This is a genomic window from Salinicoccus halitifaciens, from assembly GCF_021026095.1.
GTDB classification, from domain to species: domain Bacteria; phylum Bacillota; class Bacilli; order Staphylococcales; family Salinicoccaceae; genus Lacicoccus; species Lacicoccus halitifaciens.
Map to the genome: position 1 here is coordinate 218,972 of NZ_JAJNCU010000008.1, position 17,380 is coordinate 236,351.

Consider the following 17,380-nt stretch of genomic DNA (forward strand, 5'->3'; position numbering starts at 1 on the left):
AACAGTCTCCTTTATGCCGCCCCATGGCAGTTCTTGTATTTTTTACCCGATCCGCATGGACACGGGTCGTTGCGTCCGACTCTGACTTCCCTTTTCTTCGGTGCCTTCTTCACTTTCGGCTTGCCGTCGCCGGTCTGCATATCGCTCTTCGATACGACCTGCTCGCGCTTCAGTTCCTCATCGGACCTCACCTGCGTCTTCAGCACATACTTCGCCGTATCGTCCTCGATCGCAACGAGCATGTCCTCAAACATCTGGAGCCCCTCATTCTGGTATTCACGGAGCGGGTTGATCTGGCCGTATGAACGCAGGTGGATGCCGGTACGGAGCTGGTCCATCGCATCGATGTGCTCCGTCCACTTCCTGTCCATCGTCCTGAGCATCATCATGCGCTCAAACAGGCGCATCTTCTCTTCGCCGAGTTTCTCTTCCTTCAATTCCAGTTCATGCCTGACTTTTTCCATCAGCAGCTCGATGATCTCTTTGGATTCCTTATATTTCAGATCCTCTGCAGTGACTGTTTCCTCACGGAAATAAAGATCATTCAAAGTGTTCACGAACTGATCATAGTCGATGTTTTCCTCGTCCTCAAGATTATAGAAGCCGACTGTGCGTTCCACGGAGGACTCGATCATTCCCATCAAAAGGTCTCGTACATCTTCGTTGTCGATGATCTCGTTACGCTCCTGATAGATGATCTCCCTCTGGCGCCTCAGCACATCGTCATACTGGAGCAGGCGTTTACGCGCATCGAAGTTGTTCCCTTCCACACGTTTCTGGGAAGACTCGACCGCTCTTGAAATCATTTTCGAAGTCAGTTCCTCTCCGGACATGCCAAGCCGGTTCATGGCGCCCTGGATGCGTTCCGAGCCGAAACGTCTCATCAGGTCATCTTCAAGCGACAGGTAGAATGTACTCACACCGACATCGCCCTGACGGCCGGCACGTCCGCGCAGCTGATCATCGATACGGCGGGATTCATGGCGTTCAGTACCGATGACCGCGAGGCCCCCGACTTCCTTGACGCCCTCACCGAGCTTGATGTCCGTCCCGCGGCCCGCCATGTTCGTGGCAATCGTGACCGCTCCCTTTTTCCCTGCGTTCTGGATGATTTCCGCTTCGCGTTCATGGTTCTTCGCATTCAGCACATTATGCCGTATCCCTTTTTTACGCAGCATTTCGGAGATCAGTTCACTCGTCTCGACCGCGACCGTACCGATCAGTATCGGCTGGCCCTTACGGTGCCTTTCCATCACTTCTTCGATGACCGCGTTGAATTTGAATTCCTTGTTCGAGAAAATCTTATCCGTCCGGTCCTCACGGGCGACCGGCTGGTTCGTCGGAATCTGGGTGACTTTCATATTATAGATGTTGATGAACTCTTCTTCTTCCGTTTTCGCCGTACCCGTCATGCCGGAGAGCTTCCTGAACTGTCTGAAGAAGTTCTGGAAGGTGATGGATGCCATCGTCTTCGACTCATTCTGGATGTCGACGCCTTCCTTCGCTTCAAGCGCCTGATGCAGGCCGTCTGAAAAGCGCCGGCCTTTCATTGTACGACCTGTGAACTGGTCGACGATGACGACTTTATCGTCCTCCACCACATAGTCCACATCCCGCTCCATCGAGAAATTCGCTTTGAGCGCCTGGTTGATGTGATGCAGCAGATTCACGTGCTTGACGTCGAACAGGTTGTCTATCTTGAACCATTTCTCCGACTTATGGATGCCGTCCTCCGTAAGCTGTATGCCTTTCGTCTTCACATCATATGTGAAGTCCTCATCCATCTTAAGCATTTTGACGAATGCGTTCGCCTGCATGTACTGCGTTTCCGACTGTTCCGCCTTGCCCGAGATGATCAGCGGCGTACGCGCTTCATCGATCAGGATCGAGTCGACCTCGTCAATGATCGCATAATTCAGTTCACGCAGCACCCGGTCCTTCTTATACGTCACCATGTTATCCCTCAGATAATCGAAACCGAGTTCGTTGTTGGTCGTATAGGTGATGTCCTGTGCAAAAGCGTGCCGCTTCTCTTCACTGTTCTTCTGGTTCAGGTTCAGTCCGACGGTCAGTCCGAGGAAGTTGTACAGCACCGACATTTCCTCCATCTGTGTTGCAGAGAGGTATTCGTTGACGGTGATCACATGGACACCCCTGCCCGTCAGTGCATTCAGATACACCGGCATTGTGGCGGTCAGCGTCTTACCTTCACCGGTCTTCATCTCTGCAATGTCGCCTTTATGGAGCGCGATCCCGCCCATGATCTGAACAAGGAACGGTTCAAGCCCGAGTGTCCTGCGGGAAGCTTCCCTCACTACAGCAAATGCTTCCGGCAATATATCATCCAATAACTTTTCTTCTTGTTTAACATCATCTTCAACATCTTTCAACCGGTCCTTGAATTCATCAGTTTTGGCCTGAAGTTCTGCATCGCCAAGTTCCATCATCGCGGAACGGTAAGCGTCCACTTTTTCAGCCTGCTTGCGCAATGATCTGACTTCGAACCGGTTGCCATCAAATAATTTATTCAGTACGCCCAAGATAGCTCTCTCCTCATTCTTTACACATGTCGTTATACATCACATAATTTTACCATTTTTCCACAGAAAATAAAAACAGGACGTTTCCCTCCCAAAGAAGAGTCCTCGTCCTGTTCATCCAATCATTTGGTCCTTTTTCAAAGAATAAGCAATTTAGTTCGTTTCAATCACTGCATACTTTCCGTCCCTGCGTCTGTATACGATGCTGGTCCCTTCGGTTTCACGGTCATTGAAGACGAAGAAATCGTGGCCGAGCATGTTCATCTGCAGCACCGCTTCTTCGGAATCCATAGGTTTCAGGGTGAATTCTTTCGTACGCACGATCTCAATGCCTTCGTCGGTATGATCCGTGGCGTCGCCGTTTCCGTTGTCATTCTCGGCTGCCCTGAACATTTCAAGCTCCGGATCTTTCTCCCTGAACTTACGGTTGATTTTGGTTTTATGCTTGCGGATCTGCCTTTCAAGCTTGTCGACGATCAGATCCACTGCAGCATACAGGTCATCATGTCTTTCTTCTGCACGTAAAGTGAGGCCTTTCATAGGGATTGTAATTTCAACCTTGCCCTGCTTGTTGTTATAAGTCTTAATGTTTACATGCGCATGAGTATTTGGTACATCATTGAAGTAACGCTCGAGCTTGCCGACTTTTTCCTCGATATGCGATCTGATCGCATCCGTCACTTCAATATTTTCTCCTCTTATCTCACATCTTATCATGATGCACGCCTCCTTGAATTGCTTTTTCTTTTCATTCCCATTGTACCATAGTCCATCATGCTTTTGAAAACGTTAACACATCCAATGCGGCAGGTTCATGGTGTAATAAGACTTCCGCCGCATGATGGACTGTGATTCCTGTGGTGTATATATCATCCACTATCAATATCCTTGTATCCCGCAGTCTAACATCCCGATATTCTTTATTGAAAGTGAAAGGATTGGCGCTGTTCATACGCTCATGCCTGGAAAGTTCCGACTGCAGCTTCACCTTTCCGGTCTCAAGCAGACTGCTGTGGGGGAGGCGGGCACGGGCCAGCACTTCGATGATCTGGTTGAACCCCCGGTCACGGAACCGCCCGGGAGAAACCGGGATCGGCACAAAGTGGTCATAGTCCCGCTTTCTCACTGTGATGAACTGTGCCAGCACTTCCGCAAGCGCAATGTCCCTTACGAATTTATATCTGTGCATGAGCATCTTCACTTCCTCGTTGTAATCGAGCATGCACATGATTTTCCCGACCGGGGGGAAGCGGTTTTTTAGGAAGATGCAGTCCCTGCACTCCGATTCCCCTTCACCCATCAGCCGGCGGCACCTGCCGCACCGCTCCCCACGCCGCCATTCCTTCAGCCTGATTTCACATTCTCCGCACAACGGGCCGGGGGCCGTGAACAAGTTCAGAAGATGCAGTTCCGGCTCCAGCCTCCGGTGGCAGTAAAGGCACCTCATAAGACGGTCCGCCCGCTGTTGAAGGCCTTTATTTTCCTGATGGTCGCCCGGATATGGTGGGTGTTGTAGAGTGTGAGGAAATGGACGTTCCCGGTCGGATCCTGCGGCTTCCTGCCCACACGCCCGCATATCTGGATCAATGTGTCGGCGGGGAAATATTCCGTGTGAACGACGATGACGTCCAGATCCCTGAATGTGACGCCGCGTTCGAGGATCGTCGTCGTAAGGAGGATCCGGATGTCCCCCTCCCGCATGCGCTGCACCTTCACATACCGCGCCGCATCACCGCTGTAGACCGCCTCCACACTGTCGAAATCCCCCATCAGTCCATGCACCTCATGCATCATTTTAATTTCGGGGAAGAAAACCAGTACTTTCCGTCCGTGCGTCATGATCCCGTCGAGCAGCCGCTCCAGTTTCGCATCAAGGCGCCCCTTCTCCATGGCCCGCCTGACATTGGCATAGTGGATTTCCGGTATCGCGAGGTCATGCCCGTGATACCGCCTTGCGATCTGGAACACATTGCCGCCTGCAAGTTTCAGCATCTTCCTGGTCGGCGTCGCCGTCATGATGATGATGCTGCCGCGGGCCGTGAGCGCCTTGTGGACCGCCCCCTGAAGATGCGTGTCGCCCGCGAGCGGGAAGGCATCGAATTCATCGACGATGATGCAGTCGAAATGGTCTGTGAAATTGTAGAGCTGATGCACCGTGCATACGGTGAAGTGATGTTCGAATTTCACCTTGACGCCTGCAAACATCAAATCGATTCTCGACTTCTTGAATGCCCCGCTAAGCCTCAGGTGCAGTTCCTTGACCACATCGATCCTCGGGCTGACCACGGCGACGTTCAGGCCGTTCTCCCTTGCATATTTGATTCCCTCGAAGATGATTTCCGTCTTTCCTGCGCCGGTCACTGCATGGAGCAGCAGGTTTTTCTCCTCACGCACCGCCTCCACGACTTTCCGCGAGGCCGCCTTCTGGATCTCCGTCAGCTCGAAGTGGAGCTTATATCCGCATTCCTCCCTCCTTGACATCGACCTTGCTGCGATCAGCGGCGTGACGGAATCCGAGCGCCCGATCCCGATGCAGTTCAGGCAGTATTTCACCTTCTTCTGATGAAGCGGTGAATGGAATTCATAAAACAGCGTCTTGTCGTTGTTCAGGCATCGGTGGCAAAGATTTTTAACGCTGTCGACGCCTGCTTCCTTATATAATATGTCCCCTTTGCTGTCGAAGTACATGGCATCCTCCATAAAAAAAGGACGCAGCAAAATAAGCTGCGTCCTGAATATTTGATTTTGTTTCCCGATCAGTCGATCTTCACATCATATGTCGTATATCCGAGGCCGAGCGCGCCTTCACCGAGGTGGGTCGCGATGACCGGACCGAAATAGCTGAGAATGAAATTCACCTGGGGGAATTGTTCCTGCAGTTCTTCCATCCATTCACGCCCCTCATCCTCCACATTGCTGTGTATGACGGCTGCCGTGATATCCTTGCCCTCGTGACGTCTGACTTCTTCTGCAAAAATTTCCTCGACTTTCTTCTTCGCTTTCTTCTTCGTCCTGATCTTCTCATAAGGGACGATTTTCCCGTCCTGGAATTCAAGGATCGGCTTCACTTTCAGGAGACTGCCGACCAGTGCCTGTGCATTGGACAGCCGGCCGCCTTTCTGAAGGTTCGTCAAAGTGTCCACGATGAGATATGCATTCATGTTCTCTTTCTTCTTCATCTCTTCCACTTCGGCGATCAGGTCCTCAAGCGGCATGCTGTCCTTGTGCTGCGCTGCATAAAGGGGCATGAAACCCTGGACGAGGCAGGCGATCTGGCTGTCTATGACATGCACATTGATCCCTTCAACACTCCGGCCCGCCGCCACCGCATTCTGGTATGTACCGCTGAGCTCGGCCGACAGATGGAAGCTGAGCACATCCGTGTAGCCGTCACGGTACAATGATTCAAGGAGCAGTATATAGTCCCCGATCGATGGCTGGCTCGTCCTCGGCAGTGTGTCCATCTGCGCCATCTTTTCAAAGAATTCCTCCGTGGTGATATCCACGTTCTCCCTGTACGTCTCATCCCCCATCACGACACTGAGCGGTATCGTGTGTATATCGTATTTCTCCAAAAGATTTTCAGGTATATAGGCTGTCGAGTCTGTAACTATTGCAATCTTCATTTAACGTCCTCCAATTTAAACCACTCGCACTCATGAATATTTTACTAAATCCACCAGCTTAAGTCTATGTGTTAATATAATTTTAAGAGGTGATATGCAATGGAACAGAAATATATGAACCACCGGACTGAAAATACTGAGATCATCATCAACAAATCCCGCTTCATCGGATATATCAAAAGGACGGAAACCGAAGAGGAGGCAAAAGCATTCATCGCCGAGATCAAGGCAAAGCACAAAGACGCCACACACAACTGCAGCGCCTACATCATCGGTGCCAGTGCCCTGATCCAGAAGGCCGATGACGACGGGGAGCCGTCAGGCACGGCTGGGGTGCCGATACTGGAAGTCCTGAAAAGGGAGCTCATGTATAATGTAACCGTCGTCGTCACAAGATACTTCGGCGGCATCAAGCTCGGTGCCGGAGGGCTCATCCGGGCTTATTCCGGCGCCGCAGCCGAAGTCGTGCAGAGTGCCGGCAAGGTGTATGAGGTCGAGATGGTGCCGGTCACCGTCACGATGGACTACACCTACACGAGCAAGTTCGAACATGCCGCCCAGAGCAGCCCGCACATCATCAAAGACACCGCCTACACCGACAAGGTCACCTACACCGTCCACACCCGGACGGAAGATCTTGAAGACCTGTACGGCATGCTCGATGAAATCACCCAGGGGACGCACAGTTCCGAGGACGGGGATGTGCTGATGGCTGAAAATGTGCTCACCTGACTTTAGGGAGGCGGTATCATGAGCATCTGGTTTTTCTTAAACGGCGCGCTCCTTCTGTGGGCGTTGTGGAATACTGTTCAAAGCCTTGCCGGTCACTCCGTGTATCACCACATACTGCTCGGTTTCGCGGGGTTGCTCTTCTTCATCTTCAACTGGACGCGGAACGCCGTCTTCGCCACCATCCGCAGCACCGAAGACAGGGCGGTGAAGATACGGCTTGCACGGATGTCAAAAAAAATAATGCCCTGGCACCGGTGGGTGGGGACATTATCATTTATCATCATTTTATTGCACGGGGCAGCGGTGCTTCATCTCTACGGCTTCAACCCCGGCAGCATGAAGATCCTCACCGGCCTGCTCGCATCCGTGAACCTGCTCGCCCTCGTGCTCTCCGGGTGGTACAGCCTGCTGATCCGCCATAATCTGAGGACGCGGCGGCTGCATTTCGGCCTCGGACTCACGATGTTCATACTGACCGCCCTCCATCTCTTCTTCTAATTGACGGAGACGATCTTATGGACGAGCCTGCGCAGGAAGTTCAGCACCGGCTTTTTCCCGTTGCCGATCAGGTTCGTCGCCTCGACGATGATCACCGTCGTGAATATCACGAGAGTGGTGATGATCAGCGCACCCGGGACGGTCGACAAGTACAGGATGATGCTCGCACCCGCATAGAGCGCCGCCATGAAGTAGATCAGTATGACGCTCTCGACATGCGTATAGCCGAGGGTACGGAGCTTATGATGGATATGGCTCTTATCGGCACTGACGATCGAGACTTTATTCCTGTAGCGCCTGAACATCGCAAACAGCATATCGACGATCGGGACGCCGAGTATGATGATCGGGAAGAATAAAGAGATCAGCGTGATGTTCTTGAAGCCCATCAGTGAAATGACGCTGATGACGAAGCCGAGCAGCATCGAACCGTTATCCCCGAGGAAGATTTTCGCCGGATGGAAATTGTACACGAGAAACCCGAGGCATGAACCGATCAGGATGACACAGATCATCATGACGAATATGTTCCCCTGCAGGATCGTGATGAAGGCGATGCTTGAGAGGGCGATGATGGATACGCCGGTGGCGAGTCCGTCAAGCCCGTCGATCAGATTGATGGCATTGATGATCGCTATCATCCATATTATGGTGATGGGCACGGCGAATATGCCGAACTCGATTTCAATGCCGAACGGCGTGATCCTGTCGATGACGATGCCGTAATATATGGGCACCAGCGTGATCAGGATCTGCCCGATCAGTTTGGTGAGGGGTTTCATGTCGAATTTATCGTCGATCAGACCCAGCAGCACGATCAGCGCACCGCCGATGATGATGGGCTGGAACTCGATTTCGATGGGCCGTGAGACCAGCACACCGACGACGAATGAAATCAGGATGGCGACCCCGCCGAGATGCGGGATCGGCTTGAGGTGGATTTTACGTCCCCCGGGACGATCCACAAAGCCGGTCTTCCTGGCAATCCAAATAAATATAGGGGTTAAAATCAGCGATATCATAAATGACATCGTGAGTAGAAATGTAGTGTACATACCCATCACCGTTCATAATATTTTCAATTTAATATATCATATACAAAATGTGAAATCGAATTGATATTTAAATTATAATCTTTTCATTGTATAATTATAGTCAATCAAACTAAGGAGTTAAAGTTATGAGACAAAATAGGCGAAGCGGGATGCATCCCGTCTTCAAAGTGATGATCGCCCTGCTGCTCATCTTCATATTGATTGTAGGCGGTTTGATCGCATATGTATACTTTCAGATCAGAAGTACGGCAAACAACATGTATGATGCGGAATTTGAAGGTTCACAGTCCAACCTCCGGGAAGCGCAGGTGGAGATCAGTGAAGGGGAACCGGTTTCCGTCGTCCTTTTCGGCACCGACGACGATGAGGCACGCAATGAGGTCATGATGGGGCAGCGTTCCGACACCATCATGGTGGTCACCCTGAACCCGGACAGCGGTGAAGGCAGGATCGTGAGCATCCCGAGGGACACGCGGGCGGAGATCGTCGGTCGTGACACCGTTGAAAAGATCAACCATGCATATGCATACGGCGGCCCGATGATGGCCAAGGACACCGTTGAAAACTTCCTCGATGTGCCAATCGATTATTTTGTTTCCATAAATATGGACGGCTTCACGAACATCATCGATGAAGTCGGCGGCATCACCGTCACAAGCAACGATACGTTCGACCAGTCGGGTTATTCCTTTGTTGCAGGCGAGACGTACGAGATGGACGGCGACATGGCGCTCGCATTCTCGAGAGCCAGGTACGACCCGGGCTCAGGCGGGGATGCAGGACGCCAGCAAAGGCAGCAGCAGATCGTCCAGGCCATTGCGAGTGAGCTGCTCAGTGTCCAGACCGTGACGAATTTCAATGATATTTTAAATGTACTGGGTGAAAACATCCGTACGAACATCCAGTTCAACGAGATGAACGAGCTGCGCTCGACATACCAGGAGCCGGCCCAGAACATCGAACAGCTGCTGCTCGAAGGTTATGACGAACGTTCCCAGGAAGACGGGCTTTATTACTTCTATCCGTACGAGGAATCTTACAATGAAGTGACCGACGAGCTGGAGGAAAATCTGGATATAGATTAATTTTTTAATGGCCGGGAGGGATGATCCATGTTAATCGATTTCGTGTTGAATATTTCCATAACGATCAGTGTGATCTATCTCTTCCACCGCATCCAGTACAGTGAGGACTCGGCCAAGCTGACATCGGCAGCCTTTCAGGCGGCATTGATGGTCACATTGGCCGTCCTTCTTTTATTTGTCCCGATTGAATACAGGGGGTACAGCTTCAGCCTGTTCTTCGTCCCTCTGATTCTGATCCGGAATAAGCTGCATTTAAAAATTGCCGCCTTCGCCCTCGTCGCTGCTGCCCACTACTTCCTGAGCAGCAACAGTGTGATTGAGATATTGATCGCAGGCGTGCTCTACATCGCCGCCATCCTGATCATGCCTTTCTTCAAATCACAGACGACGCCGCTGATGACATGGTTCAACTTCATATTCACGATCCTGCTGCTGACGGGGATCGACCTCTTCGTGGAACCGCTCGGGTGGATGCAGTTTTTGATCATCACCTTCATGAGCACCGCCCTGATGATCACTGCAAGCGTCATGTATGAGGATATCCACTCGATCATCCGGGTGCTTGACCGGCTGAACAGGGAGGAGTACACGGACCACCTGACCCAGCTCGGCAACATCAAGGCACTGGATAATGAAGTCAACCGGCTCGGAAGCCGTACGGAAACCATCAGCCTGCTGCTGATCGACCTCGACAACTTCAAGGTCGTCAACGATACATACGGCTACGGTGCCGGGGACGCGGTCATCAAGCAGATCACCGGCCTGCTCAAGAACTATGTGCCGGCAGGCGGCTCCATATACCGGAACAGCGGTGAAGAGTTTTCCATCGTGCTTGCGGATGTCTCCTTCGACAGGACCGTACGCCTCGCCGAAGCCATCAGGAATGCGGTCGAGCACACCAATTTCCATGTCGGGAAAAACGAGGTGATCAGCCTGACCGTCTCGGTCGGCATCGGCTTCAAGGACAGCGGCGGGACGAGGCGGCAGCTGTTCAAGGATGCGGACAATATGCTGCATGCGGCCAAGAAGATGGGCCAGAATCAGGTCATGTTCCTCCCGCTAATAAAATAAACCCAAACGACCTTCGTTTGGGTTCATCAATCAGTCTTCGACCGACGCAAGTTTTGATAAGGTGATCTTGTCATGTGACGCATGCCACTTGACTTCACCTTTATCGAAATAAAATGCCTGCGGCGACTCATGTTTGATATCAAATTTTTCACTGATATAGTTTGACAGCTCCCGATGGTCCTGTACAATCAGGTAAAAGCCGTCTATGTCTCTCTCATAATGGAATTTCTTGAATTCCTCAAAAGCTCCTGCTGAAATCGGGCATGTGTTCGAATGTTTTAGGAAGAAAAAGAATTCATTTTTATCGAGGAGCGCATCAAATGAATCGATATTTGTCACTTTAGTTAACATTTCATCACCCTTTTAATTAAACTTAGTATAATTTATCATTAATTCAAATATATAGCAAACACAATTTTGATATATGCTATAATATCCTTGGATTGGAGGTAGTAAAATGAACAAACCGATTAAACGCTGGAATCTCCTCGACTCGGTGAATCTTGCCCTGTTCATCGTTGTCGTTCTGTTCTTCCTGGACTTCAATAACAATGCAGCGGTGTCCTATCTGCTGCTCGGCGTATTCCTGCTTTGGGTCATCACACTCATATTCCGCAACATCTTCATCAATAAGATTGAAAATGACCCGGGCCATCCGCTGCATGAAACCCAACTTCAAGGAAAGAAAAAAATATAGAGCGGGCGACTCACTCCCCGTTCTTCAATTCTTCCATCCCCCGCCGGTACTCCTCATCCATCTTCTGATAGCTCTCCTGCAGTGACAGTATGTTCTGCAGCTGTATGTTCTGCAGCTTTTCATTATAAAGCATCGTATTTTTACGCTCTTCATAATATGCCTGATAACCATAATACATTTCCAGGCTGATACTTCTCACCCTGTTCGCCTGCTGTGTCGATAAATTGATCGTATCAAGCGAGGTCACATGCTCATCGAGCATGGGCAGCAGCACTTCATCGATCTGCTCCTGCTTCTTCTCCATCGGTTCATCGCTTTCCAGCATATCGGAAGCTTCATACAGTGCTTCACTGTTTTCATTGAGCTGTTCTATCAGCATATCTATTTCATTGACCACTTCTTCATCTTCGGCACTTTCTATGATGTCGTCTCTTTCCCTCTGATTCTCCATGAACGACTGGCTCAATGCAATCAGCCTCTCACTTGCCTCGATTGAATTTTGGTAAGTGATCAGATAATCACTCAGCTGTTCTGTAAAATCGGCTTTCGCCTCTGCACTTTCGAGGAAAATGTCATGCTGCTCCTGAATTTCCTCCCGGTCTGTCTCGACTGCTGAGGCCTCTTCCTCCAGCGTTTCGGCCAATGGGAGGATTTCACTTTCCAGTTCGGCCGCCAGATCTTCAAATTCATCATCCTCGGCACCGGCCTCAATATCGGAAACATGCTGTATGATTTCTTCCCCATCGATATTATCCAGTCCGCGCGTCACTTCTTCATTCATTTTATGGACTCCGTCCATCTGTTCCTGATAATTTTCCATTTCCTGTGCAAAGGGATCCCCGCATGCACTTAAAATGAAGGTACATATCAGCAATAAGGTGAAAGTGCCTTTGGGCCCTGCTTTCACATGCTTCACATCCTTATTCATATCAAACTTCTGCGGTAAAAATATAACACACTTGAACTGACCTGTACAAACTTCTCCATGTCCCAGTTCCAAAATCCGGTCATATCATTTATAATGATGGATAGTATAAAAATCGAATCGTTTTGAAGGGAATCATTAGTGTGGATAAGACTCGGATTGAGAAAGATTTAAAACTGCAATTAAAAAACTCTACAATAAAAATAGATGAACCATTAAAAAATTACACCTATACGGAAACGGGCGGCCCGGCGGATTTCTATATCACCCCCGGGGACTTCGACGATGTCTCCATACTGCTGACCTACTGCCATGAAAATCATATCCCCGTGACCTATCTCGGCAACGGCTCCAACATCATCATCCGGGACGGCGGCATACGCGGCATCGTCCTGAACCTGCTGGAGCTGACACACCTCAATTTGGACGGGGATGTCATCAGCGTCGGCAGCGGCCGGGCGATCATCGAAGTCTCAAGGTTTGCGCGTGATAATGAATTGAGCGGCCTGGAATTTGCATGCGGCATCCCCGGAAGTATCGGCGGTGCGGTATACATGAATGCCGGTGCATACGGCGGCGAAGTGAAGGACTGCCTGCTTGAAGTCACCGTGGCCACGGAAAAAGGCGAAATCCTGACTTTGACGAATGAGGAACTTGAACTCGGTTACCGCAGGAGCATCATCCAGGATAACCATTATGTGATACTGGAAGCGAAATTCAAGCTCGCAAAAGGCGACATCGATGCCATTAATGCAGTCATGGATGATCTCACGGAACGCAGGGAAAGCAAGCAGCCCCTTGAATATCCGTCATGCGGCAGTGTCTTTCAGAGGCCGCCCGGCAACTTTGCCGGCAAACTGATCCAGGATGCAGGCCTTCAGGGCCACCGGATCGGCGGCGTCGAAGTATCCAAAAAGCATGCCGGATTCATGGTGAACATCGATAACGGCACAGCCGGGGATTACGAAGAATTGATCAATTTCGTCCAGCAGACCGTAAAGGAAGAATACGGCATTGAACTGGACACCGAAGTCCGGGTCATCGGCGAACCGGTTTATAAACGTTCGGACAGACATAAATGAATATAAAAAGTATGCGGTCAGTTTAAACTGACCGCATACTTTTTTTATATTTACTCTGCAGTATAATTGTCCACTGCCGCTTCAACTTCATCGATTTGAGCCATCGCGGTCTCATGACCGCCTGCATTCAAGTACCATACATATGGATCAAGCTCAAAAATATTTTCGTTCTGGACTGCTGTCGCAGATTCAGTCGTCGAGTTGATGAGTGTATCGACCGGTGTCGCATCTCCGCCGCCGGCCACTGCACCTCTGTCCATCACGAACATGATTGCAGGATCTGCATTGGCGATGAACTCATAGTTGACCTGGGAACCATGGTTGTCCGTCTCCTCATCGTACTCATCGGCTGAACTGAAACCGAATGTATCGTAAAGGTAGCTGAATCTTCCACCTTGTCCGTGGAATGAAACGCCCCTTTCTCCATTTGTCTGGAGGTAAAGGATTGAGTTGTCTTCCAGTTCGGAAACTTTCGCATTTACATCATCGATCCTTGTTTCCATTTCCTCGACAAGCTGCTCGGCTTCCTCTTCCTTATCGTATAATTCACCGATCTTCTTCGTCATTTCCGCAATATCTTCAAAGTATGTAGTGCTGTCCGCAGCCACATAAACGATTTCTGCATCAGGCGCAACCCTTTCAAACTCGGTCAGGTTGTTTTCAGTCGCCTGACGGCCGCTGATCATGATCAGGTCCGGCTGGATTCTTGCCATTTCTTCGAAGTCCGGCGATTTCAATCCACCGAGGTTTGCATACTCATCAGAATCGAATTCCGCCAGTTCATCGGATAAGGACGTATCTCCTTCACCTTTAGGTAAGCCTGCAATATTTTCCTGTACATCAAGTGCCTGGAATGTCGAAGCGACACCAAGATCGAAGATTGCCACTTTTTCCGGGTTTTTCGTCACTTCAACAGTTTCTGAAACTTCTTCGCCTTCAGCTGAATTGTCTTCACCGTCACCAGGGAGCACCTGGAATGTATTGTCGAAAGTCACCGTTTCCGTGCTGCCTTCAGATTCTGCGCTTTCTTCTGTTTCTGCGCCTTCATCCGTTTCCGCACCTTCGGAAGCAGCGCCTTCATCTCCGGCGTTGCCGCATGCTCCAAGCACCAGTACAAGTGCCATTGCCAACATCAAATAAAAACTTCTAAACTTCATAACTCCTACCTCTTTCCAAATAATAGTGATTTTTAGCCCCCACTAAAAACTACTACCACGTTACATTCGATATTCAGCCCATCACCTCCTTAAAGTATGACGCTCTAAATCTGTGCCTGCTCCTTGACGAAATCGTCCACCGTCGCATCGGCATGTTCATCAAAATAGATGCAGATCTGATGGCCCATGATGCATTCGATGTTGATTTCCATTTCATATATGTCTTCAAGGATATCTTTCTTGATCACTTCATTCTTGGTGCCGCTGATCGCAACTTCGCCGTCTTTCAGTGCAACGATGTTATCCGAATAACATGATGCGAAGTTGATATCATGTATGACGATGATGATCGTCTTATTCCTCTCGCGCACAAGACGCCTCAAAATCTGCATGATCTGCACCGAGTGCTTCATATCCAGATTGTTGAGCGGTTCATCCAGGAAGATATACTCCGTATCCTGGGCGATCGTCATTGCGATGTATGCACGCTGCCTCTGTCCGCCTGAGAGTTCATCTATGAACCTGTCTTCAAATTCACCGAGCTCCATGTAATCGATGGCTTCGTCTATGAGCGCATTGTCCTCGTCGGTCAACCGCCCTTTTGAATAGGGATAACGTCCGAATGCAATCAGCTCGCGGACGGTGATCTTCAATTCAAGATGATTGGACTGCTTCAGTATCGAGATCTTTTTGGCAAGTTCACTGTTCGGCTGTGTGAAGATGTTTTCACCTTCCAGCAGCACATCACCTGAATCGTTGTCCAGGAGCCGTGTGATCATGGACAGGACGGTACTTTTCCCCGCCCCGTTCGGGCCGATCAATGAAGTGATCTTTCCTTTCGCAATCGATAACGATACATCATCCACCACTTTTTTGTCACCGTACAGCTTTGTGATTCCTTTGACGCTAATCATTTGCGTCCCCTCCTAAGCATTAAATAAATAAAGTAAACGCCGCCGACTAAGTTGATTATAACACTGATTTCCACACTGTTCTGAAAAACGAACTGGACGATCATCTGTCCGAGGACAAGTGCGATGATGCTGATCAAGGATGTGCCCACCAACAGATATACATGTTTATACGTCTTGAAAAGTTCATGGGCTATGTTCACGACGAGCAGGCCCAGGAACATGATCGGTCCGACGAGCGCCGTCGACACCGATACGAGGATTGCGATTATGACAAGGAGCTGTGAAACTTTCCTGTCATAATTGACGCCGAGGTTGATTGCGGCATCCCTGCCGAGCGCCAGTACATCGAGCGAATGAAAATCCATGAACACGATGATGAGCATGATGATGAGTATGACTGCCGTAAGCACCATCAGGTTTTCATTGACCGCATTGAACGATGCAAATAACGCATTCTGTAAAACCAAAAAGTCATCGGGGCTGATCAGCTGCTGCATGAATGTGGACAGGTTTCCAAAAAACGTCCCGAGTATGATTCCGATGAGCAGTAATATGAATATGTTGTTCCTCGTGAGCCTGAACAGGTACTTGAACACGAAAAGCGTGAACAAAGTGAGCATGATGAGGCTGAGGAAATAGTTCAACTGTGAATTCAAAAGCAGGGGCGAGCTCACGCCTGCCAGGAAGACGATCGTCGTCTGTATGAAGACGTACACCGAATCCAGTCCCATTATCGAAGGTGTCAGGATCCTGTTTTTCACGATGGTCTGGAAAATCACCGTTGAAACCGCGATGGCAACTCCGACTATGACGATGGCAGCCACACGCCGGATGCGTGAGGGCGCCTGATAAAAGAAGATATCCATATCGATTTGATAGAGCAGATAAAAGCCTGTCACAAGGAGCGTCAGTATGGACAGCCCCAAAAGGAGTTTATTCTTGTAGTCTTTAAGCATTTGTCTTCACCCTCCTGTATATCATCCACAAGAAGATGAAGCTGCCGAATATCGCGATCATCAGACCGACCGATATTTCGTATGGATAAATAAGTACTCTGCCCAGTATGTCACAGAACATGACGAAGATCGCACCGAGAACTGCAGTGGAGTAGATCGTCTTCTGAAGGTGATCACCTTTGAACATCGATACGATGTTCGGGATGATCAGTCCGAGGAAGGGCAGCATGCCCACCGTCACCACGACCAGCGCCGTGATTGCCGCAGTGATGAAGAGCCCGGTATATAAAACCCTCGTGTAATTCATTCCAAGGTTTTTGGAGAAATCCTCCCCCATGCCGGCCACAGTGAACTGATTTGCAAATAAAACCGCGATGATGAGCAATGGAATACTTATGTATAGAATTTCATACCTTCCGGAGATGACGGTTGAAAAGCTGCCGTGCATCCATCCGGATATGACCTGCAGTGAATTCGTCCTGAGTGCAATGAAGGTCGCTATGCTTGAAACCACACCGCCGAGCATCAGCCCGATCAACGGGACGAAAATCACATCTTTCAATTTGATTCTGGTGATGATCTGCATGAAGAGCAGTGTGCCGAAAATCGCAAGCGCCAGTGAGAACGCCAGCCTGCCGAACAGGTTGATCGCCGGGAACATGACGAGCCCGATCAGTATGCCGAGCTGTGCCCAGTCCATCGTCCCCGCCGTCGTGGGAGATACGAATTTGTTGCGGGTCAGCTGCTGCATGATCAAACCGCTGACAGCAAGGGATGCACCCGCTATGATGATGGAAACGGTCCTTGGGAACCTGCTGGTTGCCAGTGTGTTCTGCTGCTGTTCCGACAAGTTGAATATTTCGTTTATAGATAGTGGAATTACTCCTACAAACATTGAAATTATTGATAGGATTATAAGTATGATAATCAATATATCAAGACGAAATAATTTTTGTGCCATTTCCACCATCCTTAACTGATAATGATTATCAATACGATCATAATTAGTATTATACACCGTATATCTCGATTTTCAAGCTGG

18 protein-coding genes are annotated in these 17,380 nt (G+C 49.7%); 6 read left to right on the plus strand and 12 right to left on the minus strand.

Going from position 1 to position 17,380, the window contains the following annotated elements:
- Positions 1-11 precede the first annotated feature (11 nt).
- From secA to LPW40_RS12610, 5 genes are all read right to left on the minus strand, one after another.
- Positions 12-2,540: a preprotein translocase subunit SecA gene (secA, locus tag LPW40_RS12590; RefSeq protein WP_269063333.1), complete on the minus strand. Its 2,529-nt coding sequence runs from the start codon at positions 2,538-2,540 to the stop codon at positions 12-14.
- 153 nt (positions 2,541-2,693) lie between these two features.
- The gene (gene hpf, locus LPW40_RS12595) at positions 2,694-3,257 is read right to left on the minus strand and encodes a ribosome hibernation-promoting factor, HPF/YfiA family (RefSeq protein WP_230822596.1); all 564 of its coding nucleotides are present in this window, start codon (positions 3,255-3,257) and stop codon (positions 2,694-2,696) included.
- A 55-nt stretch (positions 3,258-3,312) separates the two neighbouring features.
- Positions 3,313-3,987: a ComF family protein gene (locus LPW40_RS12600; RefSeq protein ID WP_230822597.1), complete on the minus strand. Its 675-nt coding sequence runs from the start codon at positions 3,985-3,987 to the stop codon at positions 3,313-3,315.
- A complete protein-coding gene (locus tag LPW40_RS12605) occupies positions 3,984-5,240 on the minus strand; it encodes a DEAD/DEAH box helicase family protein (protein ID WP_230822598.1) in 1,257 nt (418 codons plus the stop codon). The genes LPW40_RS12600 and LPW40_RS12605 overlap by 4 nt, the downstream gene beginning before the upstream one ends.
- A gap of 56 nt (positions 5,241-5,296) precedes the next feature.
- Positions 5,297-6,166, minus strand: a complete 870-nt coding sequence (locus LPW40_RS12610) for a DegV family protein (protein WP_230822599.1) — start codon at positions 6,164-6,166, stop codon at positions 5,297-5,299.
- Positions 6,167-6,265: 99 nt separating this feature from the next.
- On the opposite strand from LPW40_RS12610, the gene LPW40_RS12615 reads away from it, so the two are divergent.
- The gene (locus LPW40_RS12615; RefSeq protein WP_230822600.1) at positions 6,266-6,898 is read left to right on the plus strand and encodes a YigZ family protein; all 633 of its coding nucleotides are present in this window, start codon (positions 6,266-6,268) and stop codon (positions 6,896-6,898) included.
- 18 nt (positions 6,899-6,916) lie between these two features.
- Entirely contained in the window at positions 6,917-7,396 is a 480-nt protein-coding gene (locus LPW40_RS12620; RefSeq protein WP_230822601.1) for a hypothetical protein, read from the plus strand.
- Here LPW40_RS12620 and LPW40_RS12625 read toward each other — a convergent pair.
- Positions 7,393-8,451, minus strand: coding sequence for a glycosyltransferase family 4 protein (locus LPW40_RS12625; RefSeq protein ID WP_230822602.1), 1,059 nt, complete (start codon positions 8,449-8,451; stop codon positions 7,393-7,395). The two genes, LPW40_RS12620 and LPW40_RS12625, sit on opposite strands and share 4 nt — an antisense overlap.
- A gap of 125 nt (positions 8,452-8,576) precedes the next feature.
- Here LPW40_RS12625 and LPW40_RS12630 point away from each other — a divergent pair, with 125 nt between their 5' ends.
- Complete coding sequence (locus LPW40_RS12630; protein WP_230822603.1) at positions 8,577-9,536, plus strand: LCP family glycopolymer transferase; 960 nt, start codon at positions 8,577-8,579, stop codon at positions 9,534-9,536.
- Between the two features lie 27 nt (positions 9,537-9,563).
- On the plus strand, positions 9,564-10,607 hold the full coding sequence (locus LPW40_RS12635) for a GGDEF domain-containing protein (protein ID WP_230822604.1): 1,044 nt from the start codon (positions 9,564-9,566) through the stop codon (positions 10,605-10,607).
- Positions 10,608-10,637: 30 nt separating this feature from the next.
- Here the strand turns inward: LPW40_RS12635 and ytxJ are convergent, their stop codons facing one another.
- Complete coding sequence (ytxJ, locus tag LPW40_RS12640) at positions 10,638-10,958, minus strand: bacillithiol system redox-active protein YtxJ (protein ID WP_097042274.1); 321 nt, start codon at positions 10,956-10,958, stop codon at positions 10,638-10,640.
- A 106-nt stretch (positions 10,959-11,064) separates the two neighbouring features.
- Between ytxJ and LPW40_RS12645 the strand changes: the two genes are divergently transcribed.
- Positions 11,065-11,304 (plus strand): hypothetical protein, encoded by a 240-nt coding sequence (locus LPW40_RS12645; protein WP_230822605.1) that lies wholly within the window; start codon positions 11,065-11,067, stop codon positions 11,302-11,304.
- 10 nt (positions 11,305-11,314) lie between these two features.
- Here LPW40_RS12645 and LPW40_RS12650 read toward each other — a convergent pair whose 3' ends face one another.
- A complete protein-coding gene (locus tag LPW40_RS12650) occupies positions 11,315-12,232 on the minus strand; it encodes an EMYY motif lipoprotein (protein WP_230822606.1) in 918 nt (305 codons plus the stop codon).
- A 140-nt stretch (positions 12,233-12,372) separates the two neighbouring features.
- Here LPW40_RS12650 and murB point away from each other — a divergent pair, with 140 nt between their 5' ends.
- Complete coding sequence (gene murB / locus LPW40_RS12655; protein WP_230822607.1) at positions 12,373-13,311, plus strand: UDP-N-acetylmuramate dehydrogenase; 939 nt, start codon at positions 12,373-12,375, stop codon at positions 13,309-13,311.
- Between the two features lie 50 nt (positions 13,312-13,361).
- Here the strand turns inward: murB and LPW40_RS12660 are convergent, their stop codons facing one another.
- The 4 genes from LPW40_RS12660 to LPW40_RS12675 all read right to left on the minus strand — a co-directional run bounded on the left by LPW40_RS12660 (position 13,362) and on the right by LPW40_RS12675 (position 17,299).
- The gene (locus LPW40_RS12660) at positions 13,362-14,435 is read right to left on the minus strand and encodes an ABC transporter substrate-binding protein (protein ID WP_230822608.1); all 1,074 of its coding nucleotides are present in this window, start codon (positions 14,433-14,435) and stop codon (positions 13,362-13,364) included.
- Positions 14,436-14,572: 137 nt separating this feature from the next.
- Positions 14,573-15,382 carry an iron ABC transporter ATP-binding protein gene (locus LPW40_RS12665; RefSeq protein WP_230822609.1) on the minus strand — a complete coding sequence of 270 codons (810 nt, stop codon included), beginning with the start codon at positions 15,380-15,382 and terminating at the stop codon, positions 14,573-14,575.
- Positions 15,379-16,338 (minus strand): iron chelate uptake ABC transporter family permease subunit, encoded by a 960-nt coding sequence (locus tag LPW40_RS12670; protein WP_230822610.1) that lies wholly within the window; start codon positions 16,336-16,338, stop codon positions 15,379-15,381. The genes LPW40_RS12665 and LPW40_RS12670 overlap by 4 nt, the downstream gene beginning before the upstream one ends.
- The gene (locus tag LPW40_RS12675) at positions 16,331-17,299 is read right to left on the minus strand and encodes an ABC transporter permease (protein ID WP_230822611.1); all 969 of its coding nucleotides are present in this window, start codon (positions 17,297-17,299) and stop codon (positions 16,331-16,333) included. The genes LPW40_RS12670 and LPW40_RS12675 overlap by 8 nt, the downstream gene beginning before the upstream one ends.
- Positions 17,300-17,380 lie beyond the last annotated feature (81 nt).